The sequence below is a fragment of the Paraburkholderia fungorum genome, assembly GCF_902833645.1.
In the GTDB taxonomy this organism is placed as follows: Bacteria; Pseudomonadota; Gammaproteobacteria; order Burkholderiales; family Burkholderiaceae; genus Paraburkholderia; species Paraburkholderia fungorum.
The window spans coordinates 534,532-557,515 of sequence record NZ_CADFGE010000004.1 but is presented as its reverse complement, the minus strand read 5'-3'; the positions used below and the strand labels follow the sequence as shown (position 1 = coordinate 557,515).

The 22,984-nt window shown below is 55.6% G+C and carries 25 protein-coding genes; 12 read left to right on the top strand and 13 right to left on the bottom strand.

What is annotated here, in order from left to right:
* Positions 1–96 precede the first annotated feature (96 nt).
* Complete coding sequence (locus HWX91_RS17040; protein ID WP_028197814.1) at positions 97–396, bottom strand: hypothetical protein; 300 nt, start codon at positions 394–396, stop codon at positions 97–99.
* 791 nt (positions 397–1,187) lie between these two features.
* Between HWX91_RS17040 and HWX91_RS17035 the strand changes: the two genes are divergently transcribed.
* The 5 genes from HWX91_RS17035 to HWX91_RS17015 all read left to right on the top strand — a co-directional run bounded on the left by HWX91_RS17035 (position 1,188) and on the right by HWX91_RS17015 (position 6,591).
* The gene (locus tag HWX91_RS17035; protein ID WP_028197815.1) at positions 1,188–2,126 is read left to right on the top strand and encodes a Rossmann-like and DUF2520 domain-containing protein; all 939 of its coding nucleotides are present in this window, start codon (positions 1,188–1,190) and stop codon (positions 2,124–2,126) included.
* 77 nt (positions 2,127–2,203) lie between these two features.
* Complete coding sequence (locus HWX91_RS17030) at positions 2,204–2,524, top strand: EthD family reductase (RefSeq protein ID WP_028197816.1); 321 nt, start codon at positions 2,204–2,206, stop codon at positions 2,522–2,524.
* 217 nt (positions 2,525–2,741) lie between these two features.
* A complete protein-coding gene (locus HWX91_RS17025) occupies positions 2,742–3,305 on the top strand; it encodes a YggT family protein (protein ID WP_028197817.1) in 564 nt (187 codons plus the stop codon).
* 875 nt (positions 3,306–4,180) lie between these two features.
* On the top strand, positions 4,181–4,903 hold the full coding sequence (locus HWX91_RS17020; protein ID WP_028197818.1) for a DUF5343 domain-containing protein: 723 nt from the start codon (positions 4,181–4,183) through the stop codon (positions 4,901–4,903).
* 320 nt (positions 4,904–5,223) lie between these two features.
* Positions 5,224–6,591 carry an HNH endonuclease gene (locus HWX91_RS17015; RefSeq protein WP_052660770.1) on the top strand — a complete coding sequence of 456 codons (1,368 nt, stop codon included), beginning with the start codon at positions 5,224–5,226 and terminating at the stop codon, positions 6,589–6,591.
* 76 nt (positions 6,592–6,667) lie between these two features.
* Here the strand turns inward: HWX91_RS17015 and HWX91_RS41075 are convergent, their stop codons facing one another.
* Positions 6,668–6,796: a hypothetical protein gene (locus HWX91_RS41075; protein WP_255246803.1), complete on the bottom strand. Its 129-nt coding sequence runs from the start codon at positions 6,794–6,796 to the stop codon at positions 6,668–6,670.
* Positions 6,797–6,932: 136 nt separating this feature from the next.
* On the opposite strand from HWX91_RS41075, the gene HWX91_RS17010 reads away from it, so the two are divergent.
* The gene (locus HWX91_RS17010; protein WP_127837940.1) at positions 6,933–7,373 is read left to right on the top strand and encodes a hypothetical protein; all 441 of its coding nucleotides are present in this window, start codon (positions 6,933–6,935) and stop codon (positions 7,371–7,373) included.
* 33 nt (positions 7,374–7,406) lie between these two features.
* Positions 7,407–8,390, top strand: coding sequence for a hypothetical protein (locus HWX91_RS17005; protein WP_028197821.1), 984 nt, complete (start codon positions 7,407–7,409; stop codon positions 8,388–8,390).
* Between the two features lie 52 nt (positions 8,391–8,442).
* Here the strand turns inward: HWX91_RS17005 and HWX91_RS17000 are convergent, their stop codons facing one another.
* Positions 8,443–8,757, bottom strand: coding sequence for a hypothetical protein (locus tag HWX91_RS17000; RefSeq protein WP_028197822.1), 315 nt, complete (start codon positions 8,755–8,757; stop codon positions 8,443–8,445).
* Between the two features lie 372 nt (positions 8,758–9,129).
* Between HWX91_RS17000 and HWX91_RS16995 the strand changes: the two genes are divergently transcribed.
* Entirely contained in the window at positions 9,130–10,161 is a 1,032-nt protein-coding gene (locus HWX91_RS16995) for a hypothetical protein (RefSeq protein WP_127837941.1), read from the top strand.
* A 746-nt stretch (positions 10,162–10,907) separates the two neighbouring features.
* Here the strand turns inward: HWX91_RS16995 and HWX91_RS16990 are convergent.
* A complete protein-coding gene (locus HWX91_RS16990) occupies positions 10,908–12,866 on the bottom strand; it encodes an ATP-dependent nuclease (protein WP_028197824.1) in 1,959 nt (652 codons plus the stop codon).
* A gap of 1,064 nt (positions 12,867–13,930) precedes the next feature.
* Here HWX91_RS16990 and HWX91_RS16985 point away from each other — a divergent pair.
* The 3 genes from HWX91_RS16985 (at position 13,931) to HWX91_RS16975 (ending at position 18,280) form a co-directional block, all read left to right on the top strand.
* Positions 13,931–14,653 carry a hypothetical protein gene (locus HWX91_RS16985; protein WP_127837942.1) on the top strand — a complete coding sequence of 241 codons (723 nt, stop codon included), beginning with the start codon at positions 13,931–13,933 and terminating at the stop codon, positions 14,651–14,653.
* Positions 14,654–14,721: 68 nt separating this feature from the next.
* Positions 14,722–16,986, top strand: coding sequence for a phage/plasmid primase, P4 family (locus tag HWX91_RS16980; protein WP_028197826.1), 2,265 nt, complete (start codon positions 14,722–14,724; stop codon positions 16,984–16,986).
* Between the two features lie 145 nt (positions 16,987–17,131).
* Positions 17,132–18,280, top strand: coding sequence for a site-specific integrase (locus HWX91_RS16975; protein ID WP_028197827.1), 1,149 nt, complete (start codon positions 17,132–17,134; stop codon positions 18,278–18,280).
* Between the two features lie 127 nt (positions 18,281–18,407).
* Here the strand turns inward: HWX91_RS16975 and HWX91_RS16970 are convergent, their stop codons facing one another.
* The 5 genes from HWX91_RS16970 to HWX91_RS16950 form a co-directional block, all read right to left on the bottom strand.
* Entirely contained in the window at positions 18,408–18,776 is a 369-nt protein-coding gene (locus tag HWX91_RS16970; RefSeq protein WP_221306802.1) for a hypothetical protein, read from the bottom strand.
* Between the two features lie 376 nt (positions 18,777–19,152).
* Positions 19,153–19,407, bottom strand: a complete 255-nt coding sequence (locus HWX91_RS16965; protein ID WP_028197830.1) for a hypothetical protein — start codon at positions 19,405–19,407, stop codon at positions 19,153–19,155.
* 73 nt (positions 19,408–19,480) lie between these two features.
* Positions 19,481–19,846: a hypothetical protein gene (locus tag HWX91_RS16960; RefSeq protein WP_028197831.1), complete on the bottom strand. Its 366-nt coding sequence runs from the start codon at positions 19,844–19,846 to the stop codon at positions 19,481–19,483.
* Between the two features lie 54 nt (positions 19,847–19,900).
* On the bottom strand, positions 19,901–20,425 hold the full coding sequence (locus tag HWX91_RS16955) for a hypothetical protein (protein ID WP_127837943.1): 525 nt from the start codon (positions 20,423–20,425) through the stop codon (positions 19,901–19,903).
* 27 nt (positions 20,426–20,452) lie between these two features.
* Positions 20,453–20,932, bottom strand: a complete 480-nt coding sequence (locus tag HWX91_RS16950) for a hypothetical protein (RefSeq protein ID WP_028197833.1) — start codon at positions 20,930–20,932, stop codon at positions 20,453–20,455.
* Positions 20,933–21,093: 161 nt separating this feature from the next.
* Between HWX91_RS16950 and HWX91_RS16945 the strand changes: the two genes are divergently transcribed.
* Positions 21,094–21,339, top strand: coding sequence for a helix-turn-helix domain-containing protein (locus HWX91_RS16945; RefSeq protein ID WP_028197834.1), 246 nt, complete (start codon positions 21,094–21,096; stop codon positions 21,337–21,339).
* A gap of 16 nt (positions 21,340–21,355) precedes the next feature.
* Here the strand turns inward: HWX91_RS16945 and HWX91_RS16940 are convergent, their stop codons facing one another.
* The 4 genes from HWX91_RS16940 to HWX91_RS16925 form a co-directional block, all read right to left on the bottom strand.
* The gene (locus HWX91_RS16940; RefSeq protein ID WP_028197835.1) at positions 21,356–21,733 is read right to left on the bottom strand and encodes a hypothetical protein; all 378 of its coding nucleotides are present in this window, start codon (positions 21,731–21,733) and stop codon (positions 21,356–21,358) included.
* Positions 21,734–21,735: 2 nt separating this feature from the next.
* Positions 21,736–22,011 carry a hypothetical protein gene (locus tag HWX91_RS16935; RefSeq protein WP_028197836.1) on the bottom strand — a complete coding sequence of 92 codons (276 nt, stop codon included), beginning with the start codon at positions 22,009–22,011 and terminating at the stop codon, positions 21,736–21,738.
* Positions 22,008–22,232, bottom strand: a complete 225-nt coding sequence (locus tag HWX91_RS16930) for a hypothetical protein (protein WP_028197837.1) — start codon at positions 22,230–22,232, stop codon at positions 22,008–22,010. The genes HWX91_RS16935 and HWX91_RS16930 overlap by 4 nt, the downstream gene beginning before the upstream one ends.
* Before the next feature lie 185 nt (positions 22,233–22,417).
* The gene (locus HWX91_RS16925) at positions 22,418–22,969 is read right to left on the bottom strand and encodes a TIR domain-containing protein (protein WP_028197838.1); all 552 of its coding nucleotides are present in this window, start codon (positions 22,967–22,969) and stop codon (positions 22,418–22,420) included.
* Positions 22,970–22,984: the final 15 nt, after the last annotated feature.

Genomic DNA, 22,984 nt, shown 5'->3' with positions numbered 1-22,984 from the left:
ACCGGTGCTTTGGTATGCCGCGCTAAAACACAAACGGCGTAACCCGGCGATCAAGCCGGCGTTACGCCGTCAACACACTCTTTGATCCTGTAACGATTAGCGGCGATAGTAGCCGTGACCGTAGTAACCACGGTAATAGCCGTGGTGATAATAAGGACGATAACCGCCATAGTACCCACCCACCACGACTGCAGGCGGCGCATAGTAACCCGGCGCATACACTACCGGCGGCGGAGGCGGCGGCGCGTAATAGACTGGCGGCGGCGCGGCATAAACCGGGTACGCCGGTGCGACTGGAATGCCAATACCGATACCGACGGAAACGTGCGCTTCGGCAGCAGTGGCGAACCCCACGCCGAGTGCGGCGGCAACGACAAACGGAACGATCTTTTTCACTTTTGTTCTCCTGACGCGGCCCACTAAGGTCGCCGACTTCGCATGCCTTGCATGCTATGAATTCAATGTATCGAAAAAGCCCGTACATAGATGTGCGCATTTGTTGCAAATTGCAATCGGCGGCGCCAGGCCGGAATGTGCGCCGACATTGCGCCAGCGGGACGCACAGCTCAACGGATAGAGAACGGACTGACAACCAAGGGTTTGCCAGCGTGTTTGCCGGCGCGCAGACGGATGTGAAGCTATGGTCCCGCGGCCCCTGAGGGCCTATGGGCCGCGTTCGTCAGTAATCTTTGATTACAAATTAGCTTCAATTCTGACGGCCGAAATGAAAAATGCCCGGCGCAATGGCGCCGGGCATTTCTTACCTACGAGCAGACAGTGGCTTCAGCCTACCTTCACATAGGCAAATTCTCGGGAGACGTTCGGCGGGACATACGCGCCGCTAATGCGCACGCGTGGGGTCAAGCGCTTCTTCTGGTCCCACCAGCGACGGCGCTGCGAGTGCGTCAAAAACCGCAAGTGCTTTCGGTAAGAAAAAATATTCATCGTTACCTCCCGAATCTGACTGCGAGACGAAAAACCCAGAACAGCAACTACAAAGGAAAGCTTTAAAGAAATTGTGAGCAGTTTTCAGACCTGCGGGGCGCGCAAGGCCGGATGACCGACCGCATGCGCCATATCGCGCGCGCACTGATCAGAGGAATGCCGGCAGCAGGACACGCCACTGCTTAATGGATGGGCGATACTTCCGCTTTCCCGTTCAAGCATCCCGTCTGGAGCAGGCAACCATGTCCCAGCCCTCTTTGCCGCGCCTCGGCTTCATCGGTGCTGGCCGGCTCGCGCGCTGTCTCGCGCTGAGCTTTTCACGCGCCGGCTACGCCGTCACGGCGGTGGCGAGCCGTACAGCAGCCTCAGCCAGCCGGCTCGCCAGTCAAATCGAATCTTGCGCGGCATACGGCGACCCTCAACAGGTCGTCGATGCCGCCGATATCGTCTTTTTAGCGGTTCCCGATGACAGCATCGGTACGACAGCGCACACACTGCGGTTCACGGCCGACGCGGCATGTGCCCCGCATGGCAAAGCGCTCGTGCATTGCAGCGGCGCCTCGCCGGTGGAATTGCTGGCTACGGCGCGCGACCAGGGTGTTTCGATCGGTGGCTTTCACCCACTCTACCTCTTTAGCGGCGATCTCGCCGACCTCGACCGGATCGCCGGCTGCTCGGTGACGATCGAGGCCGATGGCGCGCTCAAGGACGCATTGACGGCACTGGCCGTCGCGCTGCGCTGCCATCCGCTGTCGATTCCGCCGGGTGGACGCATGCTGTACCACGCCGCCGCGCACTACGCCGCCAGCTTCGCGCTGTGCAGCCTCGCCGAATGCGTCGCGCTATGGCGCACGCTGGGCTTCGATGAAGACGACGCGCTGCGCGCGCTGCTGCCGATGCTCTCCGGCACCATCGAAACCGCCCGCGACAAAGGCCTGCCGAACGCGCTCGCCGGCCCTGTGTCGCGCGGCGATACGGGCGTCGTGCAGAAGCAGTTGGCGCTGCTCGAAGGCCTCGGCGGCGACCACGCCGCGCTGTACGGCTTGCTGACGCGGCGCGCGGTCGGACTGGCCGAACGGCGCGCCAAACCGCCCGCCGCGATCGGGACAATTGCCCAGACGGTGGAAGAATCGCTCAACCGCTCGCTGAATCAGGCGGCGGCAGGTGCAAGCGTCAAGTAAGCCGTGATAATGTGACGTCCGGCGCCGCGCGCAATCCGCCTGCGCTGCGCTTCGGGACCAACAGACGAGAACGCACAATGATCAAGGTCAGCATCCTCTATCCGTATCGGGAAAACGGCCACTTCGACGTGGACTATTACTGCGTCACGCATATGCCGCTTGCGGCCCGACTGTTCGGACCGTCGCTGAAAGGCTGGTCGGTCGACGTCGGTATCAATGCGGGGCCGCCGGGAACGCCGCCGCCGTATGTCGCCGCAGGCCACTTCCTGTTCGAAAGCGCGGACGATTTCTATAAGGTCTTCAAGTCGGCCTCGGAGCAGTTGGTTGCCGACATTCCGAACTACACCGACGGCGGCAACGGCACAATTCTGATCAGCGAAATCAAGATTTCTGTGTGATGTCCCATGGTCGGATGCGGCTTGTCGGCCTACAGTTTGCCGACTAGTGTCATTCGAACGTCTGGAAATTGATCCACTGCGTCCCCATTTGGACGCATAGGCGCCCTCTTGCAGGATCGGCGCAGGTAAAACACATGAACATGCAGGCGCACCGATCGGTCAGCGCCTGCACCCCGCGGCTGATCGACAGCCGCGCTTCGAAGGATAAGGACACGAGATGTTTGGCGATATCGCCCGCTTTCTGCTCAATACCGTCTTTACGCTGTTCGGCGCGGCGTTGCTGCTGCGCGCATGGCTTCAGGTCGTGCGCATGCCGCCGTACAACCCGGTCACGAACGCCGTGCTGCAGGTCACCAACTGGATCGTGCTGCCCTTGCGGCACGTCCTGCACAGTACCCGCAACATCGACTGGGCGAGCCTCGCCGCGGCGCTGATCGCGGCAATCGTCTATGTGGTGCTGATGGTGGTGCTCACGGGCGCCGATCCGCTCACGCTGGTGCCGACGCTGCTGATCGTTGCCGTGCTGACCGTCATCAAGTGGGCGTTGAATCTGATCATCTGGATGACGATTCTGATGGCGCTGCTGTCCTGGCTCAATCCGCGCTCACCGGCCATGCCGATCCTGTATCAGCTGACCGCACCGTTCCTGAATCCGCTGCGCCGTGTGGTGCCGCAACTCGGCGGCCTCGACCTCTCGCCGATTCTGCTGTTCGTGATCGTGCAGGTGCTGCTGATGGTGGTGACGCGTGCGGCCGTTCAGTTGACCTACTTCGTCATCTGAGCGGCGCTCCGCGCGCCTTGCGGATAAGGGTAGCGGTGGTGTGATTTGCGCTAACCGCCCCTTCCCGAGTAGAATTATGCGCTCTGCGGGCGTCGTATAATGGTAATACCCTAGCTTCCCAAGCTGCAACGGCTTGAGCAAATCCACTATTCATGCGGGTTTTGGATGCGGTTTTCCAACGGGCACCATTGAAAACCACGTGTCACGCGGGTTTGACGGCGACGCCAGTTTTCACCCCAGTGCGCTCACGTATAAGCTAACGTCCTAGCCTCCTGCATCGCTCGAAGCGAAAGTTGCTCTCCCCTGTATAAAAGACCGACCCATCGTAGTGCCTCTACGCACAGACTTCGATTCTTTGCCAGGCGACTCGCGATCCCGCGCAGCCATCAACGCGCATTCTAAACTGCATTCACTCCCGAGCAGCCTCACGTACTTGCGTACCTGCCTGCCGACAGACCTCCCTGCGGCTCCTCCCCTTGGTTCGAACAGAGAAAACGGGAGTCCGCGCTACGCGTGTATGCCACGCAAGTCCCAATCTTGACCTTCTTGATTAGGCTAGCCTCAATGGGGGAACAGGTCCCAAAAAATAAAGGGTCACATTAAATGTGATATCGAGCCCCATATCAGAGAGCAGTCCCTTCCATCTACCTCGTAAGATTTGCTTAATTTTTATTGTTTATATTCAATGACATATGCAAATTCCATGTGGCGCAATCTCTGATTGTGAATGGACCGGTCTCTGATTCTGTCCGATATTCGCGCATGGATAAAAGTAGCCATCTATGGCTAGATTGAATGTCTACCCAAAGAAATCTGTTGAGCAGGACAAATCCGGTGTATAGTCAGGTCACCAACTCAAAGTCTACGGACGCACCATGGCTAGCACTAATGAAAAAGTTCTAACGCCGCCAGTCATCTCCCACATGTCCTTCACGGCTTTCCTGAATTCGCTGCGCGATGCAGGGACCGTTCCGACTCGTATTGACAAAACCCTTATGCCAAAGGCCTCGGGCTCTCAGCAATCAGGGATGCTAGCCGCGCTCCGCTTCCTCGGTCTTATCGACGAGATTGGAAAACCAAAGGAGCAGTTCAAGCCACTCGTGCAAGCTCAAGACGACGCAAGGAAGCCTCTCCTAGAAGCGATCGTTCGAGAGTCTTACGCATTTCTCTTCAATGATCCTGAGTTTGACTTGCACCATGCCAGCTCAGGTGAGATGACGCAGAAATTCCGCAATCTAGGGATCAGCGGAAGCACTTTGACGAAGACCATCGCGTTTTTCTTGGCTGCAGCCAAAGAATATGGGATCCCTGTTTCGCCGCACGTCAAAGCTCCGCCTCCGCCACCGCCCAAGAACGGCAGCGCGGGAAAGAAATCCGCGAAGGGTCTTGATGAACCCTCTCGGGCTTTAGATGGCAGGACCGGCGATGACGAGGATGATCAAGACGTTGAACGTTTTGAAATCCCTCTTCCCGGCAAACGGAGCGCGAAGATCACGGTCCCGAACGGCCTCGATGCGGACGATTGGGTAATGCTTCAAACGATGTTAGCCGCGTACATTAGGCGCTGGAAGGGATTTACTTCCGAGGAGAAAAATTGATCAGAAGATAAGTCGGACCCGCTTACATTGCTCGCAGTAATCGGGCCGGAAAAAACAACGCCCCCAACATCCCGATCTCTGCCAGGAGACTGAAACGTTGGAGGCATCCGCGGGCAAAAGACAGCGCGTTAGAGCGTGCTTCTGTCACCCACAGTTATCGGCAGATAACCCTTGCAGTCTACGCTACAAGGGAGCTGAGGGCAAGAATCGCTTTCAACCTCCTTACACGGAGGGATTATGCCCACACGCGCCTTTACGCGGGCTAAGACTGTCTTCGTGCGTAACTACACTCGGGTTCGCTTCGGCAATCTGGAAAGTGTGTGCTCGCACTGGCGGTCTGCACCCGGTCAGTTGAGCTTCAACTTCGACTGATCCAGCAGCAACAATCCGGGCCTCTTCGCGGGCCCGGGTTTTTTCGCATACCGGTGCAATGCAACCATCTGGTTTTCCAAACAACCGCCCCTCTTCCTGCCAAGCAGATGCCTACATCAGCAGAACAAGTCACGCCGACAGATGTGCCGACCAGGAATTGCATCTATTGTGAGAAAGACAAGCCTATCGCCGAGTTCTCTCTGGAACATATTTTCCCGGAGAGTCTTGGGGGATCGCTTTGCGACGAGGTATTCAAGACCCGTCGGGTATGCCAGAGGTGCAACAACCTGTGCGGCCTTTTCATCGATGGCCCGTTCATTAAGAGTTGGTTCCGAAACAACGATGATGCACTGGCATCTCGCGAGTACCTGACCTTAGATGCTGACGACAGCACACTACCGCTAATCTACATGGGCCAGGTACAAGCAATTTCGACAACGGAAGAATTGTGTGAATCTTGGCTCGGGCCGGCCGGGGAGCACGTCTATCACTTCCACAAGCGAGACGACGAGCGATTCGTTACATACCTAGGCGGAGATCCAATCGCGAGACGAAAGGACACGGGGCGCGTGTATGTCGCGCTCACTGCGTCCCATCCGTGGTGGATCAGCCTCGCATTACGATCGATCAAGGCACATTTTCGGCGTGCGCGGAGATATGCACTGAATTTCGATATATCCGACGACAAACCGGATGATCCGTTCGTTCATACTCAAGACGAAACGGCCCTCCCCGATATCGAAAAAATTCGGTCCCTCGGCAATGGTCCACGCACCATGAATATGAGCATCAATGTGAATGCTGAGGCCCGGTTCATGGCAAAGATCGCTCGCGCGATAGGCCATAACCTTTTCGGAGACGCATTCCTTGCTACGCCGTATGCCGCACATCTTAAAGATGCCATGTGGGAACAAGACTCCGACCGAGCGTCAGAAATCCCCCTTTATGGAACCGCCTACTGGCAAAAAGGTGATGACCACGCAAAAAAGCTACTCTCTTGGCGCGGTGCATACAGCATCATTCTCTTACCAAACAAAGACAAATTTGGGCTCTCTGTCTTCACCCCGACTGGGCGAAGCGCGCATATAGCTCTATCGGACGACCCAAGTCTTTGGCGAGAAATGTCCACGCTGCACGGCGGCCAAATTTATATCGTCCTCCCTCAGGCGAAACGATTTGTCGGCCCCATACCCTTATTCGAATACATCGCACACGTTACCGGTTCGAGTAAACATCCAGCCCTCAATGAGCTTGAGGGATGCCGGCTAGATCCGTCGTTATTTCCACCGCGCGACCAAGCCGAACAGACCGCCTAATCAGGGCGTCGCGCCATCCCAAAAGAAAGAGGCTCCTCACGGAGCCTCTCGCAACATCGTTCAATTATCCAGTAAATCACTTCTTGCCCTGCGGCTCGTGCTTGTCCTTGATCATCTGATAGTACGTGCTCGCACCGGCCTTCGTCAGCTTCACGTCGGTGATGGACTTCTCGATGATGTCTTTCCTAGTCACTTCTTTGACCATCACGAAATCCGATGCGCAACAGTAATAGCGATCACCCCGCCCTCGCCCGCATCCCTCTGCCTCCCTCCCGCATTGCCAAAATTTAAGTTTTTCGTCGATAGACCGTATACACGGATTTAATTCAAGATAGACATGTATGCGAGATCGAATCGTTACAGCAGTTGACACAGCCGATAAGGCAGGCGGATCCGTCGGACTCGTCGTTGTCGCCGTCGCGCTATGGGCGACCGCAGGTTATTTGGCTCACCGCCCCAATGCAACGACAGATATGGATCGGTTCTGCGCAGGATTCTTTTTGACGGCCTACCCAATGGCAGCGGGAACGATTCTAAAAAACCTTTGGCTTTGGTTCCGAAACGGCAGAACTCTAGGGCGGGTCAAGATCAGTATCTGCGATCTGATGACGTGGGGATTTGCTGGTTTTTTGATTTGTATTGCAGGGGGGGTTTCCTGGTACGTGGGTTGGAATGGCAAGACGAGCACATACTACGGACTCGGGGTGTTTGTCTCCGCAGCTCTCTACGACTGGAGCATCGGCCGTTATCTAAAGAAAGGACGCCAGGCCACCAAGCCTTAACTTCCCGGAGCCGAGGCTCCAGCCGAGATACCCATGAACAAATCAATTTTGCACGATATTCCCGATATCGGCCCGTTCGAGCATGCCCCTTTCTGGAAAGGGTTCCCACCCACCTGGCAGCTCAAGAATAACGCCGTGTTTGTGATCGAGTGCCTTCCAGAGAGTGAATGGGCACCCGACAGAAATATCGGCCGCCGGCTGAAGGATCTGCGGACTCACGGAATTGGGAAAGATCGGCTTCTCGTGCATTTAAGGGTTCGAAACGCAGGCGACGTTCGCAGCGCACTTGAAGGGATCGCGACGTGTGCGCGTCAAACAGAGTTGAATCCCATCCTGCACTTTAACGCTCACGGCGACAAGACGCATGGGCTGGAAGTTGGGCCGGATCGTGAATTGGTAAGTTGGGAGCTGCTGCGCAATCTGCTACGACGTATCAACGTTGCCTGTCGTGGCAACCTAGGCGTAGTGATGGCGACATGCTACGGATTTCGGCTAGTTCAGGACATCAAAATCCGACTGCCCGCGCCATGCAACTTCCTTGTAGGCAGCGTCGAAAAACCGACCGAAGGATATCTGGATAAACAAATGCCGCAGTTTTACCAAATGTTCTTCGAGACCGGCGATTTGGCAGCAGCATTGAACCATCTAGCGGACGCGCGAGTGGGAAACTCGGCGACGCCATCGTTCCTCTTTTTCCAAGCTGAGAACCAACTTGTCGAAAGCTTCCTACAATGGTACGAGGCTGAATGCAGTCCGGCAGGCCGCGACGCGCGCACAAACGAACTGCTTACGCGAGTGAAGTGGACCCGCGGCCCCTACCGGAGAGGGGAAATCGCAGAAGTAAGGCGCATAGCCAAGCGGATTACTAGCATAGAGCACAGCATCAGGACGTACGAACGCTATTCGTCGGAATTTTTGGCGGGCCGCACCCGGTCGTTCGCCTTTGAGGATGTGATCACTTGGTCACAAAGGCTCAAAACATCCAACAAACGCGTGCGCAATCCACAATCCAGATGAACAAAAAGGCCCGCAAGGAGCCTTCCGCTGCAACACCTAACCTGTACGCGCCTCACTTCTTGCCCTGCGGCTCGTGCTTGTCCTTGATCATCTGGTAGTACGTGCTCGCACCAGCCTTCGTCAACTTCACTTCGGCGATGAACTTCTCGATGATGTCCTTCCGTGTGACATCTTTCACCGTCCGCATCCGCTTGTAGATTTCCGTCGCCAGCTCCATCTTCGTCGGCGTAGCTGGTTCAGCCTTCGCTGAGGTATCGTCCGTCGTCACCCTCGTGGCCGGAGAAACAGCACCTGCCTTCGCGTCACCAGCAACCGACTTGCCAGCTTTCTCGTCCTTGCTCGCCACAGCTTGCTTCTGATCGACCATCATCGCACTCCATTCGTTGAAAGTGCGTCCAGGGTCCAGCAGATCAACCTTCAAGGCAACAGCAAGCAAGCGACCACGACCAACACGACGGCGACCGCCTCGAATCCGACGAGCAACAGTGACAGTTTTCACGTCACCCCCATACACCGGTTCTCTATCCCCTTGATCCAACGGGGAATTTCGAGCCAGATCATCAGCTTAATGAGAGTATGCCGTGGGACCGACTCGTTGCTGGCTCGTAAGTCGGGCAGATGACATGCCGACAATAGATCAAGCCTTCTTCCACTTCAGTTTTTTAAACGGCTGCCGTAAACACGCGGACAAATAAAGCCAACCGGGTTTGCCTCCACGGCATCCCAGCCGGAGATTGAAGTGCAAGGAATTATCTACCGTATCGATCAACCCCTGAAATCGCTGCAACTGACAGCGCCTCTAGAGGGGAAGTACCTTCTTCAGCCCGTCCACAGTTCAACCATGACCAGCGGCCGCCAAACCGCAAATGATCCGCTCTTATTTCGCTTCTTCTCCGGATCAGACCGTTCAGTCGTATTCTGTTTCTGTCCGACTGACAGTCTAACCACCGGTGCCGTCGGACAAGCGTGGGGTCGAGCAACTCAGCTTGTGGAACGAGGTGCAGTTCCTGAAGAGATCGGCCGTTTCGTTTGGTCAAACAATTCGACCGTAACGACGATCAGTGAAATTTCGACGTTCTTCCGAAGCTCAGCCACGTTGACTGAAAGTGACTACCTGCCCGTCGCACGCGTAAGAGCGACCGTCGATGCAAAAGGCATGGCGATACTTTCTACAGAACCCGGCGGCGAGCGCGCTGGACGAGCCTTAACAGCATATATGCTTGGGCTCGCCTACCACCGAGTCCTAGAGCAGGCAATCCACGACCTCGCCGAATGCTGCCGTGACGACTCGAAGGTCAAGCGCACTGAAGCAATGCATTCGGAAATCTCGCGCTTCATCGCGAGCTACTACTTTGATGCACCCGCCCGAGTCTTCACAACGGAAGTCGGCCCACTATATAAAGCTATCCACGACCGCTTGCTTCTCGCTTCGCTTCGTCACGAACTCGTTGATCAGCTTGGGCGAATCGCAGAAATTATCCGGATAGAGAGAACGGCAACTGAGTCTGCTTTTGAAGCAAAGGTGCAAAAACGTCTAACAGTGCTCGGCGTATTCATCGGAATACTCGGATTGGCACAGCTAACGCAAACCACCCCCGCCCAAATTCAGACTTTCGCCTCCGGATGGACAGCAGCGCTCAGAGGAGGTCCGCCAGATGTCTCATCGTCAGGTCAACCGAGTCCTACGACCAAACAAGCAGACTCTCGCGCCGAAGTGCAGCCTCACAAGCTAAGACGGGTACGTCACGACATGACGAATCAAGCTCAGTAATAGCCGGCAGGGCGGACTCTGGCCCACGACAGCGACACTTTTCACGCCACCGTTCTCCCACGCCTCAGAACCGCCTAGAGTTTCTGAGCGAGATCACCAGCATATTAATATTCTGCCTACGACCAACTCATGGTTGGCCCTATCTTTCGAGCAGATAAGTCGCCGCTTTATCAACACTGAAAAAACCACTTATCTACAATCATTGAACATGCGGCGACTTATTAAGCACTACGATCCGTCATCGACGGGGTCGAGCGGGATGATGCCCTCCTCGTGGTCGAACGGATTCGGTTCGATCGGTTGAGGCTTTTGCCTCCTCGAATTCCGGGTCAACTCCCGCTGTTGCTAACGAGGAGTGAGGTCACTTGTAGATTTTATTCTTCCCTTCGTATTTGCCAGTCTTCGCAGTGTCGAGACCAATGAGCTTGAGGAAGCACCTAAGCTGGAAACATGGGTTTGTCGCGCAAGTCATCACGAACGCTCGCCCCAAGCATCATGCAGCCTCGCTGTCTCCAACGACCGAGGTGGCTCCGCTACGGTCCTTCGCATCTGTCGGTAGTCAGCCAAGAGCCGTCGATGAAAAGTAAATCTTGAGCGGCGGCTATGGGCTGGATTGGAGCCGCTCACATAGAGCGCATCGGCTTAACGTAATTCGCCGCTGGATACACACCGCATCCGTCGGATTCGGCGGATGATGACTGGCGGTCCTCCGATCCACCCACATTCGGGAGATCTTGAAGAGAGCATCAAGAGGTGCTGGCAGCTGCAACAGCGGGAGGCAACAAGAATTCGATGACTCCCTGCACGAAGGCTTCGAGGTCCGTCGGGCAGCCTTCCGTCTGAAGCTTTTCAAGCGCCTTGCGGTTCCAATCTTTGCCTTTGCTCGCGCCCGTGTCGATCCACTGCTCGAGCTCCCCACAGGGGACGACAAACACACCGATCTTGGCCAGGTCTTCGATGAGGCTCACGACGGCGGCAAGCTGGTCGCCAGTGAAATGAGAGATGCCCTTCCGCTTCACGACTTCCCACTTGGATGTCGTCGACTTCAGCGTGCTCTCGAGCCGCTTCCGGGAGGAGCGAGCGTCAGTGTGATCAGAACTGATCCATGCGTTCACGCCGTCGAGCAGCTTCTGCAGGAACTGATCTTCCTGCATCTGGAGCACCCACCCCCCGATCTCGGCACGTCGCTCTTCGAGCGCCCCCGAAATCTCGGAGCCGGTCAACGCCTTAACGATCTTGTCCAAGGGGCTACTTGCATTGAGGATGTCAATATCTACGATGACGGCGACCGGAGCGCCAGCGCCTTTCAGCAGTTCGACGGGCGTATCCGCAGCGCCCTTTCCATTCGTGTGAATGAAAAGCAGGTCTTCCCCCCCCTTGCCGCCGAGCGGCCGGTGCGCAACGAACTGATAGACCGCTCGGTCGGGATCGCCTTCGCAGACGACCACGCCTTGATGGAAGAGCGAGTCGAGGATTGGCTGGCTTGAGAGTAGCGGAGTGCGTGTGAGGGCTGTCACCGTTGAGGCCGGAACCTGAGTGTAGTGTGTCGTATCACCTACGCGATTGAGACGCAGGACGTTGGCATTATCGTTCCCGCTCACAACGCCCCACATGAATGCTGAGCTGTGGGTCGAAACAATAATCTGGGCAGGGCGATCAACGCTCAGTTGCCCCAACAGTCGGCCAAGCACACGCGCCTGCTTGGGATGTAAGAATGCTTCGGGCTCGTCCAGCAAGAGGGGGCGATCTGGAAAGACGATCGCAGCTATGAGAATTCCGGTAAACGACTGGTAGCCGTCGCCTTGCTCTTTGAGCAGTTGCCCAAAACGAAGCTGTTGCTTCAGTTCATCCAGCGATTCGGAGAGGTCACCGAATCCGCTTCCAACCTTAAAGTACCAGCGCTTCATCGCCGTCCAGTCTAGCGCAATATCGCGCCCAAAGGCTTCCGCGAACGCTTGCCTAAGTTTCGGCTGTACCTCACGGCGGCGACGGAAGAACTCTTGCAACGCGTGTGTGGGCCCCTCTGTCTCAAGATCGTAGGCCTCTTGTGGAGCGGTCAACTCAAACCGTGTGCCCGCATGGAGATGGCTGATCAGGAATGTTCCCAGCGACTGACGCTGTAGTTGCAGGTCAGGACTTTCGATCACCGTTTTCGACCAGCCGACACCACTGCTGATATTTTGAACTTTGACGAGGCTATCGCCTATGCCCAAGACGTTCTCGTTCGTGGGCGAACCCTTGGAAGGTAGGACCTGGAAAAATTTCTCAAAATCCTCCTTGGAGGGCATCGTCACGTCGATACTCTTAAATAATGTTAGGGAGCTCTCTGGACCTCCCAAAGCGAAGTCCCGCAAGTCTCGCAGGGTTTGCGACTTTCCGCTGTTATTCGGGCCAACGAGCACGGTCATCGGCCCAAACATGACCTCGTCGTCGTTGCGGGTGATGGCAGAAACAAATTTGAGCGGCATGTCTTTTCCTTCGCTTGGCGCCGTTTCAGTCTTGAAGCCCCAATCGCTGATGCGGTGGAGCTCGGTGCGCCTAGTATCCAATTTGAAAAGATCGTAGCTTACACTCAGGCCGTCTTCAATGCGTGCGGTTCTTCCTCGTTTGAAGGCTGCCGCCGAGTAGGCATAGAGCCGCCGTTTGCCAAAGGCTCTAAATGGCGAATATCGGCCGACCGACAGCGCGGAGAAGACCGGCTGCATTCCGCTGCAATTCAGTCACTGCTCAATGAAACTCTAGCGGCTGCAATGGGTCGAACTGGACGTCCGAGCAAACGACACGAAATGTCAGCGGACGCATGTACCTCTTGCTTCTGATCGACCAGATCGCCCTCCGGTTGATTCAAAGAGCGTCCGGGGTCCAACAAATCGCCCCCAAGACAACAGCAAGCGAGCAGCCAACGACCGACACCGCAGCGACCACCGGAAACCCCGACAAGCAACAGTGACAGTTTTCACGTCACCCTTACGCACCGGCGCTCTATCCGATTGATCACACGGGGATTTTCGAGCCCGATCTCAGCTTTTTAAGATTCTGCCGTAGGGGCCATCCCTCGCCAAGCCCGCGTTCTGGCCGTCGCCGACCGCCCCCAGCATGTGGGGATGAAAATTTCTTCCCATCTGTTAGAAGGGAACGCCTTTTTAAACGATTAAACCATTTCTCTTGTTTTTAGAAAGTTTTTATATAGAGGAAGGGATAGAGAGAACTTTCTGAAAATTGATGAAATCGTTGAATTGTTTAAGATGTGTTGCGTTCGCGCATGGAGTGGGGGACGGGGGCACGGATGCCGTGCAGTCAGGGGAGAAAACCTGCGCCGCAGGCAAACATATAGCCCCGCCATGCGTCTCACAATGGTGGTCGGACGATAAACCCTGCCTCGATATTTGTAACACCCCTTCCTGCCCGCGTATTCGAAAAATCTTTCAGCCGCGATCGGTCAGGTTGCGGACGCGCAATGTATACCACACCCCCTTGTCTCCGCCCTGCTGCTTCTGTACAGTTCAGCACATCAAGAGTTCTTGGCACTTAGACCCATCGACTGCAAAAAATCGCTGGGGTCTCGCCAGCACCGGGCATTGGCGGTTGTGTGACCAGCCCGAGGGACGCGCGTTGTGAGCGGTCCCAGCCCAGTCATCTGGGTGGTGCAGTGAGGCGCATCTTCGATCAAAGCTCCATTCAACACGAATGGTTTTGGTCGATGGCGTCTACTGCATTCACACTATCTCCGCAGATCGCCATTGGCCGCTAATTGATAGCGAGGCCAAGCATGGCAACTCATAGCACTACCCCTGACCTTAACGAAATCCTCTGCCACGCCGAGGTCAGTTCCTTCCCCTCTGATTATCGGATCGACGGCCTGTCGCCCGAGCATCCTATCTGGCCAGTTGACGGCTCCTGTGCGGGTGACGGTCCGTTTCCGGTTTATTGCCTTGCCATCGGAGATCGCGTCCGCTGCCCGATGCACCCGGCCGCAAACCATTCGGCTCGCACGATTGGAATGTACGGTGAGGCCTGCGGCGTCGTTTGTGACGACTGCAAGGCCGTCTATACGGCAAGGAAACTCCCTACGAACGAGCCTCTTGCCGAAGGCCATCCGGCAAAGAGCCTGATCTACCCGGATACGTTCGTCTGTACCGAAGACGTCACGGCCATCATGCCAGTAGGGTACAAGCTCGAATGCATCGAAGACTTCTACCCGATTTGGGCCGCCGATCTCAAGGACGGACCGTTCACCCTCTCCAGTCATGGGGTCGGTGACCCCGTTCTTTGCCCGACGCATCTGACGCAACACCCTCCGGCACGGACTATTGGCGGCGAGTGGGCGACGGGAATCGTATGCGACGAATGCAAGTCGGTTTATGCGCGGCCTTCGATCATCCCCGACTGGGCCATGACGAAAATCTCCTGCATCCCCCACTACCGTCAAGATAAGGTCATCCTGTTGTCCGTCAACGTCGCCGGAGAGGCGGACGACGACTGCGCCGACTAACCCCTATTCAATCTATAACCGGACGGCTACACAGTGTAGCCGTCCGATAATTTATATCGCACTCCATAATGAATAAAGATCCAATTCAGACATATTCCGCCCTTGCCAAGAAGGGCTTTGCCTGCTTTCCGATTGTCCCGAACGAAAAGCGGCCTCTCACGCCGAACGGATTCAAGGACGCGAGCCTTGACCCCGAACAGCATCGGGCATGGGCTGAGCAATACCCCGATGCGAACATTGCCTATGCTACTGGCGCTCCATCCGGTCGCGTGATCGTGCTGGATATGGACGTGAAGAACCAGAAGTCCCGCGCGAAATCGATCGTCGCACTTGAAAAAAAATACGGTCGCCTGCCTGAGACTCTGACAGCCATCACGCAATCGGGAGGCGCTCATTTCGTGCTGACATACCCAGAAGGTATGAAAATTCCGTGCAAGGTCAATTTCCGCGAGGGAATCGACATCAGGGCGGACGGTGGCTATTGCGTTGCCCCCCCATCGACCATTAATGGTGGCGCCTATGAATGGGTCGATCCGGCTACCCCCATCGCACCTGCTCCGGTATGGCTGCTGGAAGAACTTGCCGAGCAAAGTGCCATGCGCCGTAAGCGGAAATCTCGCACAACCCCAATTGCCCCCGCTGGGAGCCGCAACCAGTCCGTCATGCTTCACGCATTTTCCCTGCTCAATAGCGGATTGGACTACGAACGGCTGGGAGAAGAACTGTTTGAATACAACACCGCCTGCTGCAACCCGCCCCTTTCTGAATCCGAAGTTGCTCAGATTGCGATGAATGTCATCAAGTCGCACAGGGAGAATGCCGCCAACGCCTTACATACCACTGACCTCGGAAACGCCATGCGTTTGTCGGAGCTGTATCGCGCCATCCTCCGCTACGTTTACGAGACCAAACAGTGGCTGAAGAAACAGGATTCGGGAGTATGGCAGCGCATTGATGAGCTGCATGTCCTTGGGCTCGCCCGTGAACTTCTTCCGCTGATTTACGAAGAAATGTCTCGGCTGTCGCCGGGCAATCGCATGGAGATGTTCGAGCACGCAAAATATACCGAGAGCAACACCGGCCTGAAATATGCAGTGGACCTTTTCCGGTCGGAACCCGGCATCGCGATTTCTGCTAGCGATCTCGATCAGGGTGAATGGATGCTCCCGGTGCGCAATGGGCTGATCGACTTGCAGACGAGCAAGTTCATGCCGATAGACCCAGCTCTTCACATTACGCAAACGGCGGGAGTGGATTACGATCCAGATGCGACCTGCCCGCGGTGGGAAAAATTCCTTTTGCAAATCATGGACGGAAACACCGACCTCGTGGAATATCTGCGCCGCGCTATTGGCTACACGCTGACCACACAGACGATCGAACACGCGTTGTTCTTCTTATTCGGCAGTGGCGCGAACGGAAAATCGACCTTTCTCAATATGGTACGGGCGCTCGTCGGGGATCTCGGAGCGCAAGCGAACGGCGACATGTTGCTCGATAAGAATGGCGGGCAAGCCATGTCCCAGAACGCGGCAAGTAGTGAAGTCGCTCGGCTCGCCGGAAAACGTCTCGTCGCCATGAGCGAAGTCGAAGAGGGTCGCCATTTCAGCGAAAAAACGGTGAAGTGGTATACCGGCGGCGAGGTTATTACAGCGCGCATGCTCTACCAAAATGCGTTCGAGTTCAAGCCGCGTTTCAAACTCTGGCTCGCCGGCAACTACAAACCGACGATCAAGGGCAACGATCATGGTATCTGGCGCCGTATGAAGCTGATTCCGTTCACTGTGACGATTCCACCCGAAAAACGTGACCCGGACCTCGAACGCAAACTGCGCGACGAACTCCCTGGCATCCTGAACTGGGCGCTTGCCGGCTGCAAGCAATGGCAGGAGAATGGGTACAAGCTTAAGGAACCTGCGATCATCACGAACGAGGTATTAGAGTATCGTGGGGAAATGGACGTTGTCGAGAGCTGGTTGTCGGAGTTCACACGTGACGATCCCGAAGGCGAGATCCATTTCGGCGACGCCTACAAGTTCTTCAATGCGTGGAGCAAAGCGCAACATAACTTCGCCTATTCGGGCAAGCGGTTCGGCATGATTCTGGCCGATAAGGGATATAAACCCCTCTCGAAACCTCACCGCGTTTATAAGGGCTTGCGTCTGATTGTGGATCTTGAATTCAACGAACACACGAAGGACTATATCGGTTACGAATTCAATGAGACGGAGGTCTACCAGCGGAAGAAACAATGGCAGAAGAAGTTGCTCTCCAATATGGCTGACGAGCACTTCGACGCAGGCGGTAACGAAGGTGACGTGTCTCCAATGTAAGCCGTTGTAAGCAGTGTTTCCCGAACGGACCGTATTCGCGCACGGTCCGTTTTTTTCGTCCTGGCATGGGCGAAAGCTGTTGTCATACCCCACGTCCGGCCGGATGGTGTTGCTCATTAATTACATTCCGCAAGGAGCAACCCGCATGACACTCATCCGTCGAAACAACAGCAAAAACTGGTACTACCAGTTCCAGATTCAGGGCAAGAAATTCTTCGGCTCGACCGGGACGCCGAACAAGACGAAGGCCGCGCAGGTCGAACGTGAATTCCGCAACCGCGCGCACAGTGAACGATACCTCCGTGACTCGCCCGAAATCACAGTAAAGGATGCGCTGGAGCAGTACGTGGAGGCCCGCAAGGGCACCGCCTATTACAGCGGCATGTGGTCAGGTATCCGGAAAGCGATGGGGTACAAGCTTCATTCGAAAACGAAGGCGAAGCTGCCCTGCTATGGATTTTCGCCTGACACGCTGCTGCATGAACTGACAACGCGTGATTTCGAGGTCCTCGTTGCGAAACGCAAGGCCGAAGGCGACAAGCCTGCGACGATCAAACACGAGATTGGCTTGCTGCGCGCAACCATCAACGAGATGACGAAGCTCGGCTTCAAAGTGAATCGCGAAATCGTGTTTCCCGTGCTTAAGACTTCTTATAGGCTTCGATATCTGGATTCCAGCGAAGAGTCGGCGTTATTGCTCGAACTCGAGCCGGAGCGGCTTAGAAACGGTTTAAAGCCGTTAGAAACGCGAACACCCGAGATGACGCGGAATGTGCAGGACAACTACGACATCACGGTTTTCCTGCTGGATACGGGGTGTCGCTACTCCGAGGTCGCTAACATTCCGTGGTCGGCGATCAGCCTCGAAACCTGCACAATCAACCTGTACCGGAGCAAGGTAAGAAACGAGGACGTGCTGTACATGACCTCCCGACTCGAAGCAATCCTTCGTCGCCGGTGGGAGGAACGCAGGTCGGGTCAGCGGTACGTATTCGAAGACCGCACCGGTAACGAACGCGGGTACAGCACGAAGTCGATCAAGAAGGCAATCGAGCGCGCAGGGCTAAATGATCCGGCTGCGGTCAAGGAGCGCGGTGGGCGCGTTACGCTGCACACGTTCCGACATACATTCGCGAGCAAGCTGGTCAAGGCAGGCGTCAGCCTGTATGAAGTGTCGGTCCTGCTCGGCCACAGCGATCCGAAGATGACGCAGCGCTACGCTCACTTGAGCCCGAATGACGCAAGTCGCAAGGCCGTAAAAGTCATCGACTCGCTGCTGCTCGACCCCGCATAAACTCAGGGAGCTTAGCTGTTTCGATCGCTTGGAAATGGTTCACTTTCCATGCCTTATTAAAGGCGTATAAAACCGGGATTCGCGACGCAACGAATCTCGGGGAGCAACCCTCAAGGTCGTTGCGGCGTCATCGATCGCCTTCCGCCTGCCCCGTCCAGACAAGGCGTTGCATCACGCGGTAGAGATGATGCTTCTCGGTCAGATCAACGTGCCAGAACTCAGGAGCCGATAGGCGGTTGTTTTCGATGGTCGCCCGGATGGCAATCTCGATGCAGAACTTGCCATCTTCGCGTTTGCCCATCCGGCCCAGCAACGCTGCTTTTCCGTCCTTCGACCGAGCTATCAGATAGCCGTTCTCTTCACCAACCGGCTCCCATTGCCGCGTCAGCGAATCGATGGACATCACGCCGATCCGCTCACTCATTTTCGGGTGTTCTTTATCTCTGAAAAACTGCCCGAATTCCACAGCAAGACTTCTTAGTTGCGAATCAACCATCGCGTTCGTAAATCAAGAAAACTTCGCCGTGATTAAACCGCCCAGTACCAATGCTACGAGCATGCACGGGACAAACTCCCAGTTACTCCACCACGATAGATAGTCTAGTGCCATACCCAAACCGAAGAAAATCGCTACCGAAATTACCGAGAGTTTGATGAACCACTCCCCATCGACGCCGCTGCCAGACATTTCGGCCGCGTTGGGGACATACTGTCTGCAATGGGGGCAGTAATCTGCTTCTTCATGCATTTTTTTGTAGCAATGTGGGCAATCGGTTAGCATTTGAAAAGTTATCCTTAATGTTTTTCTAGGTTTTTGGAAAGGTGTCAACCGCGTGATCGACAGCAATCGATGTCCACGTCTCGCCGTGCCGTTATCTGACGTCGTTGCTCTTTTCTTCCCGATCTGCTGCTATCGTCGCCTGTCCGGCAATGAAATACAGGAAACCGGTGATCGTGAAGGCGTAGACCGTCCTCATCGGTTCAGCTGGACCGCCGCCGATTTCCGAATATATCTGCATGACCAGCACGATCAGGAAAGGAAGGACGCCCCACATGTAGGTTCGGCCTTTATTCTTCGCGTAAGCAGCAAACGCCAACGCTGCCAGAAACGATACGATATCGAACATACCTTGATTGATTCCAGATGTCGGTAATATAGGTCCGAACTGCCCGCGCTGCGCACGGCTCGGGTTCAATGCGTCATTTGCAGCGATGGAGCTTGTCCGTGCTTTGCCACACGTTCCCGGACCTATCGATCAGCCGCAGCGTCCCGCCTTCCTGCTGTAGGCTAAGCACTTCCTTTCCGCCCACACCGTCTCCGATACAATCGAAAGTCCCTTCAATCTGCGACGCGTTGTTAGTCGATGTCTTCAGCACCGTGCATTGCGCTTCGCCGTAAGAAACGCTGGTCGTGTCGATACGCACGATGGACATGGCGGCCTCGGTGTCCTGCGAATTTTTTGTTACCGCGCAGTTAGATGCCCAGTTGCCCTGAAACGATGTAGGGATCGTCGCCGCATTGGCGGCAGTGATCGCGCAAACTCCTACGGCGATGGCAGAAAACATGACGTGTTTCATTGGCGATGCCCCGATTGACGTTACTGACCTGCTGATCGATTTCTAATAGCTTCTCTGCGGTCCACGGCCCGTTGGTTTATCTCCAACGCACACAAGACGCAAGCGCTCCCGGATGTCCGGTCTCTCCGGTACGGGTCGATCCATCATCATTGCCATCGTGTCGTTGTTGTCGGTTCCGATCAGGACAGCATCGTAAGGTCTTTGATCCTTCAGATACACCTCACCCACAAATTCATCTGTGAAGGTGACTATCAACAGCCCATTCGAAATTTTCAACCTGAATATTCCTCTCACATCCAGCGGCTGTAAAAATCGAGTCCGTGGGTCTGGATGTGAACTCAACCGCGAGTACGATCCGTCGTCGCCAAACTGGTAATAGGCATGCTCGTCAGTGACCTTGTCATTGACCGCTTCCCTACACTTGAAAATTCGCGACCCGCCCATCTTCGGCCCGACCAGAAAATCGAGCGTCTGGTCGATGGGAGTCTTTGCCAAGCCGACACAGGAAACGGTCATTACGAAGATTCCCAGGCCGAGCTTGCAGAGCACCATTCCCGCTTTATTCATTGAACCCCCGGCAAGATACTTGTCCCGCTATTTTGAAATGCCAATCTCAGCTTCCATTTCTCGAATGCGTGCTTCGACCTTCGAATCACTATCCGGCGTGATTTTGTAATCTTCTGACCAGCTCCTCATGACGCCGCATAACCGCGCGCTTGTTTCAGGACGATTATTTTCCGGACTATCCGCGTTCTGGATATACCAGGCATCGTTCGCGCACCGAAGCTCCATGCGATAAGAATCCGTGAACTCCTTGTCCTTCGCGAGGTAGTAAATTGCCTGATGCATTTCAAACGGAATGCTGCGTCGAATTTCACGAGCTCTCTGCGCGTTTCCGTTCGATTCGATCGTGTTCGCCTTGGCTCCAAGACACTGCATCTTCAACTGAAGAAATTGCTTGCAGTTCGGGCCCAGCTCATCGGCTCGGCAGAACCCTGCGCTCAGCACGATTGCTGCAATCGCTGCAGCGGCGATTCGCCCTGCCCCCGTAAGACTGATATCCACCTTGATCATGTGAGTTGACCCCCCGCGTATTGCGATCATTTTCTAGCGACTACCGGCGAGAAGGCGACGCCGATCATTTTCGATTGTCACTTATAGTGCGTGTCACTATAGAGCGTGGCTATATAAAGGTCAACTCCATACCCTTCGTTGGTTGTTTTTGGACGCCAACGATGAATTACGACCCGCTAGAATTGTTCGGAAAACGAGTGGTAGAGCTGCGGAAGGCAAAGGGCTGGTCGCAGGAAAAGCTCGCCCTCGAATCAGGTTTGGCGCGGTCCTACGTCGGCGGGATCGAGCGCGGCCAGAGAAATATCGCGCTCTATAATATCTGCGTGCTGGCAGAGACCTTGGGCGTTGCGCCGACCGACATGCTGGCATTCGAGACCATGCCGAAGAAGGCTGCCCGGCACAAGTAGTTGTATGAGGACGCCGTCAATCCCCCACGTAGTCGGCTGTAAAGCGTCGGCACTCCGACGACAACCGATAGATGTAGGGAAGCAGCTCCCCGAGTTCGGCCTGAAGACGGCCAAGCGGCGCAGCATGGACAGCCTTGATTTGCCCTGCCGCGATCTGGTCCGCCGTGTGTGCGTACAGCAACCCGATTGCGGACAATCCTTGATGCATGATCTGAATCGCCAGTCCTGCTGACTCAGCAAGGCTGACAAGCACGTCCGGTTCAGCCTCGTCATAATCCGGTTCGCCGGATGGCATCGTAGGAAGTTGCGCGAACCCGGCGATCAAATCGCGCAACGGACGACGGATCATGTCCGGCGTTCCCATCTCCGGCGCGATGGGATGCTTGCCTTTCATGCTCAATATTCTTCCGGAAACAGCAGTGTTGTCATGCTGCAATCTGCTTCGGTGATGATCCAAACACGTTTTCCCGCAATATCGTAGCTAGGCAGGACGCGCGCACCATTCTCGACCGCGGACCGGTTCGCCGCCGCATCCTCGGGCGGCACCATTCCCCAGTCTCCTCGCGCGTGGCGTCTCAGATATAAAAAGGCCGCGATGCGGTGCTGCTCAAGATGCGCGAAGACCCCGCGCGTCGCAATAACCTCGCCGATATGAAATAGTGGCTGCATCATTCCCCGGCCTCGCCATACGCGGCCCATGCCGACTCGATCAGCGCTGACGACGCCTCACCAGATTCATATCCCGGTACGTCCTCAAGAAACATCAGCAACTTGACGGTAAACTGCGCCCGAGAGAGGTTGCTCCCGAAAACATCGCGAAGGGCAGCGGCCAGATCGCAGATCTGATCGGTGGTTAAGGGCGGAAGACCGCCCCGAGAATTGATGTCGTTCATGCGATGACTATCCCGTCAACCGCATGATCGGCACAACATGACGAACGCTATGCGCTTCGGGGAGCTAATCGTCCAAGTCCGACCCGTTGCTGTCGGTCGACAGACCAAGTTTCGACGCCTGAAAACGGACGTACAGCCTCTCGTATCCAGAAGGGTCGGAAGTTATCCCGCGTCCAATGAAATGTTCATTGAGAACCCACCGTGGCTGACGCCAGTAGGCTTGAACTTGAGCGGTGCGCGTCGACAGCTGCGCCGACCTTTGAAAGAGCATCGGCCTCATTTCTGTACGACAGCACTTTAGCGATCGTTGGCAAGCCCAGAGCCATAAGTGAAACGTAGCCCTCTCCCAGTTGAAGGCTATGGAGGTCGTGATCCGGAGTTCGATACTCGACGGGCGGGGCCTTGTGCCTCTCGTCCAGCTTAAAGGCGACGATGATTGGAGTGTTGCGAGCACAAGCAATTTGCAGTTCGATGCCGAGTCCTGTGGACGGAAAGCTTGCTTCGGCAACAACTAAGTCCGCCCACTCGACCATTTCCTTATCCCACGCGTAGCAGAGTCGGGCTCGATCAGCGAACGGTTTCTGCCCAAGTTGCGGATCACTGTCTTGAAGGGCGTACTTGACCTCGATACCATGCATGTCAGTCAAGCGCACCGCCAGGCTCTGCAAAAGGTTCACGTAGGCAGGAAACTCGGAGCGAGGTACGTGCGTCAGCCCGCATGCCAGATAGATTTTCATTTTGATAGGTGCACT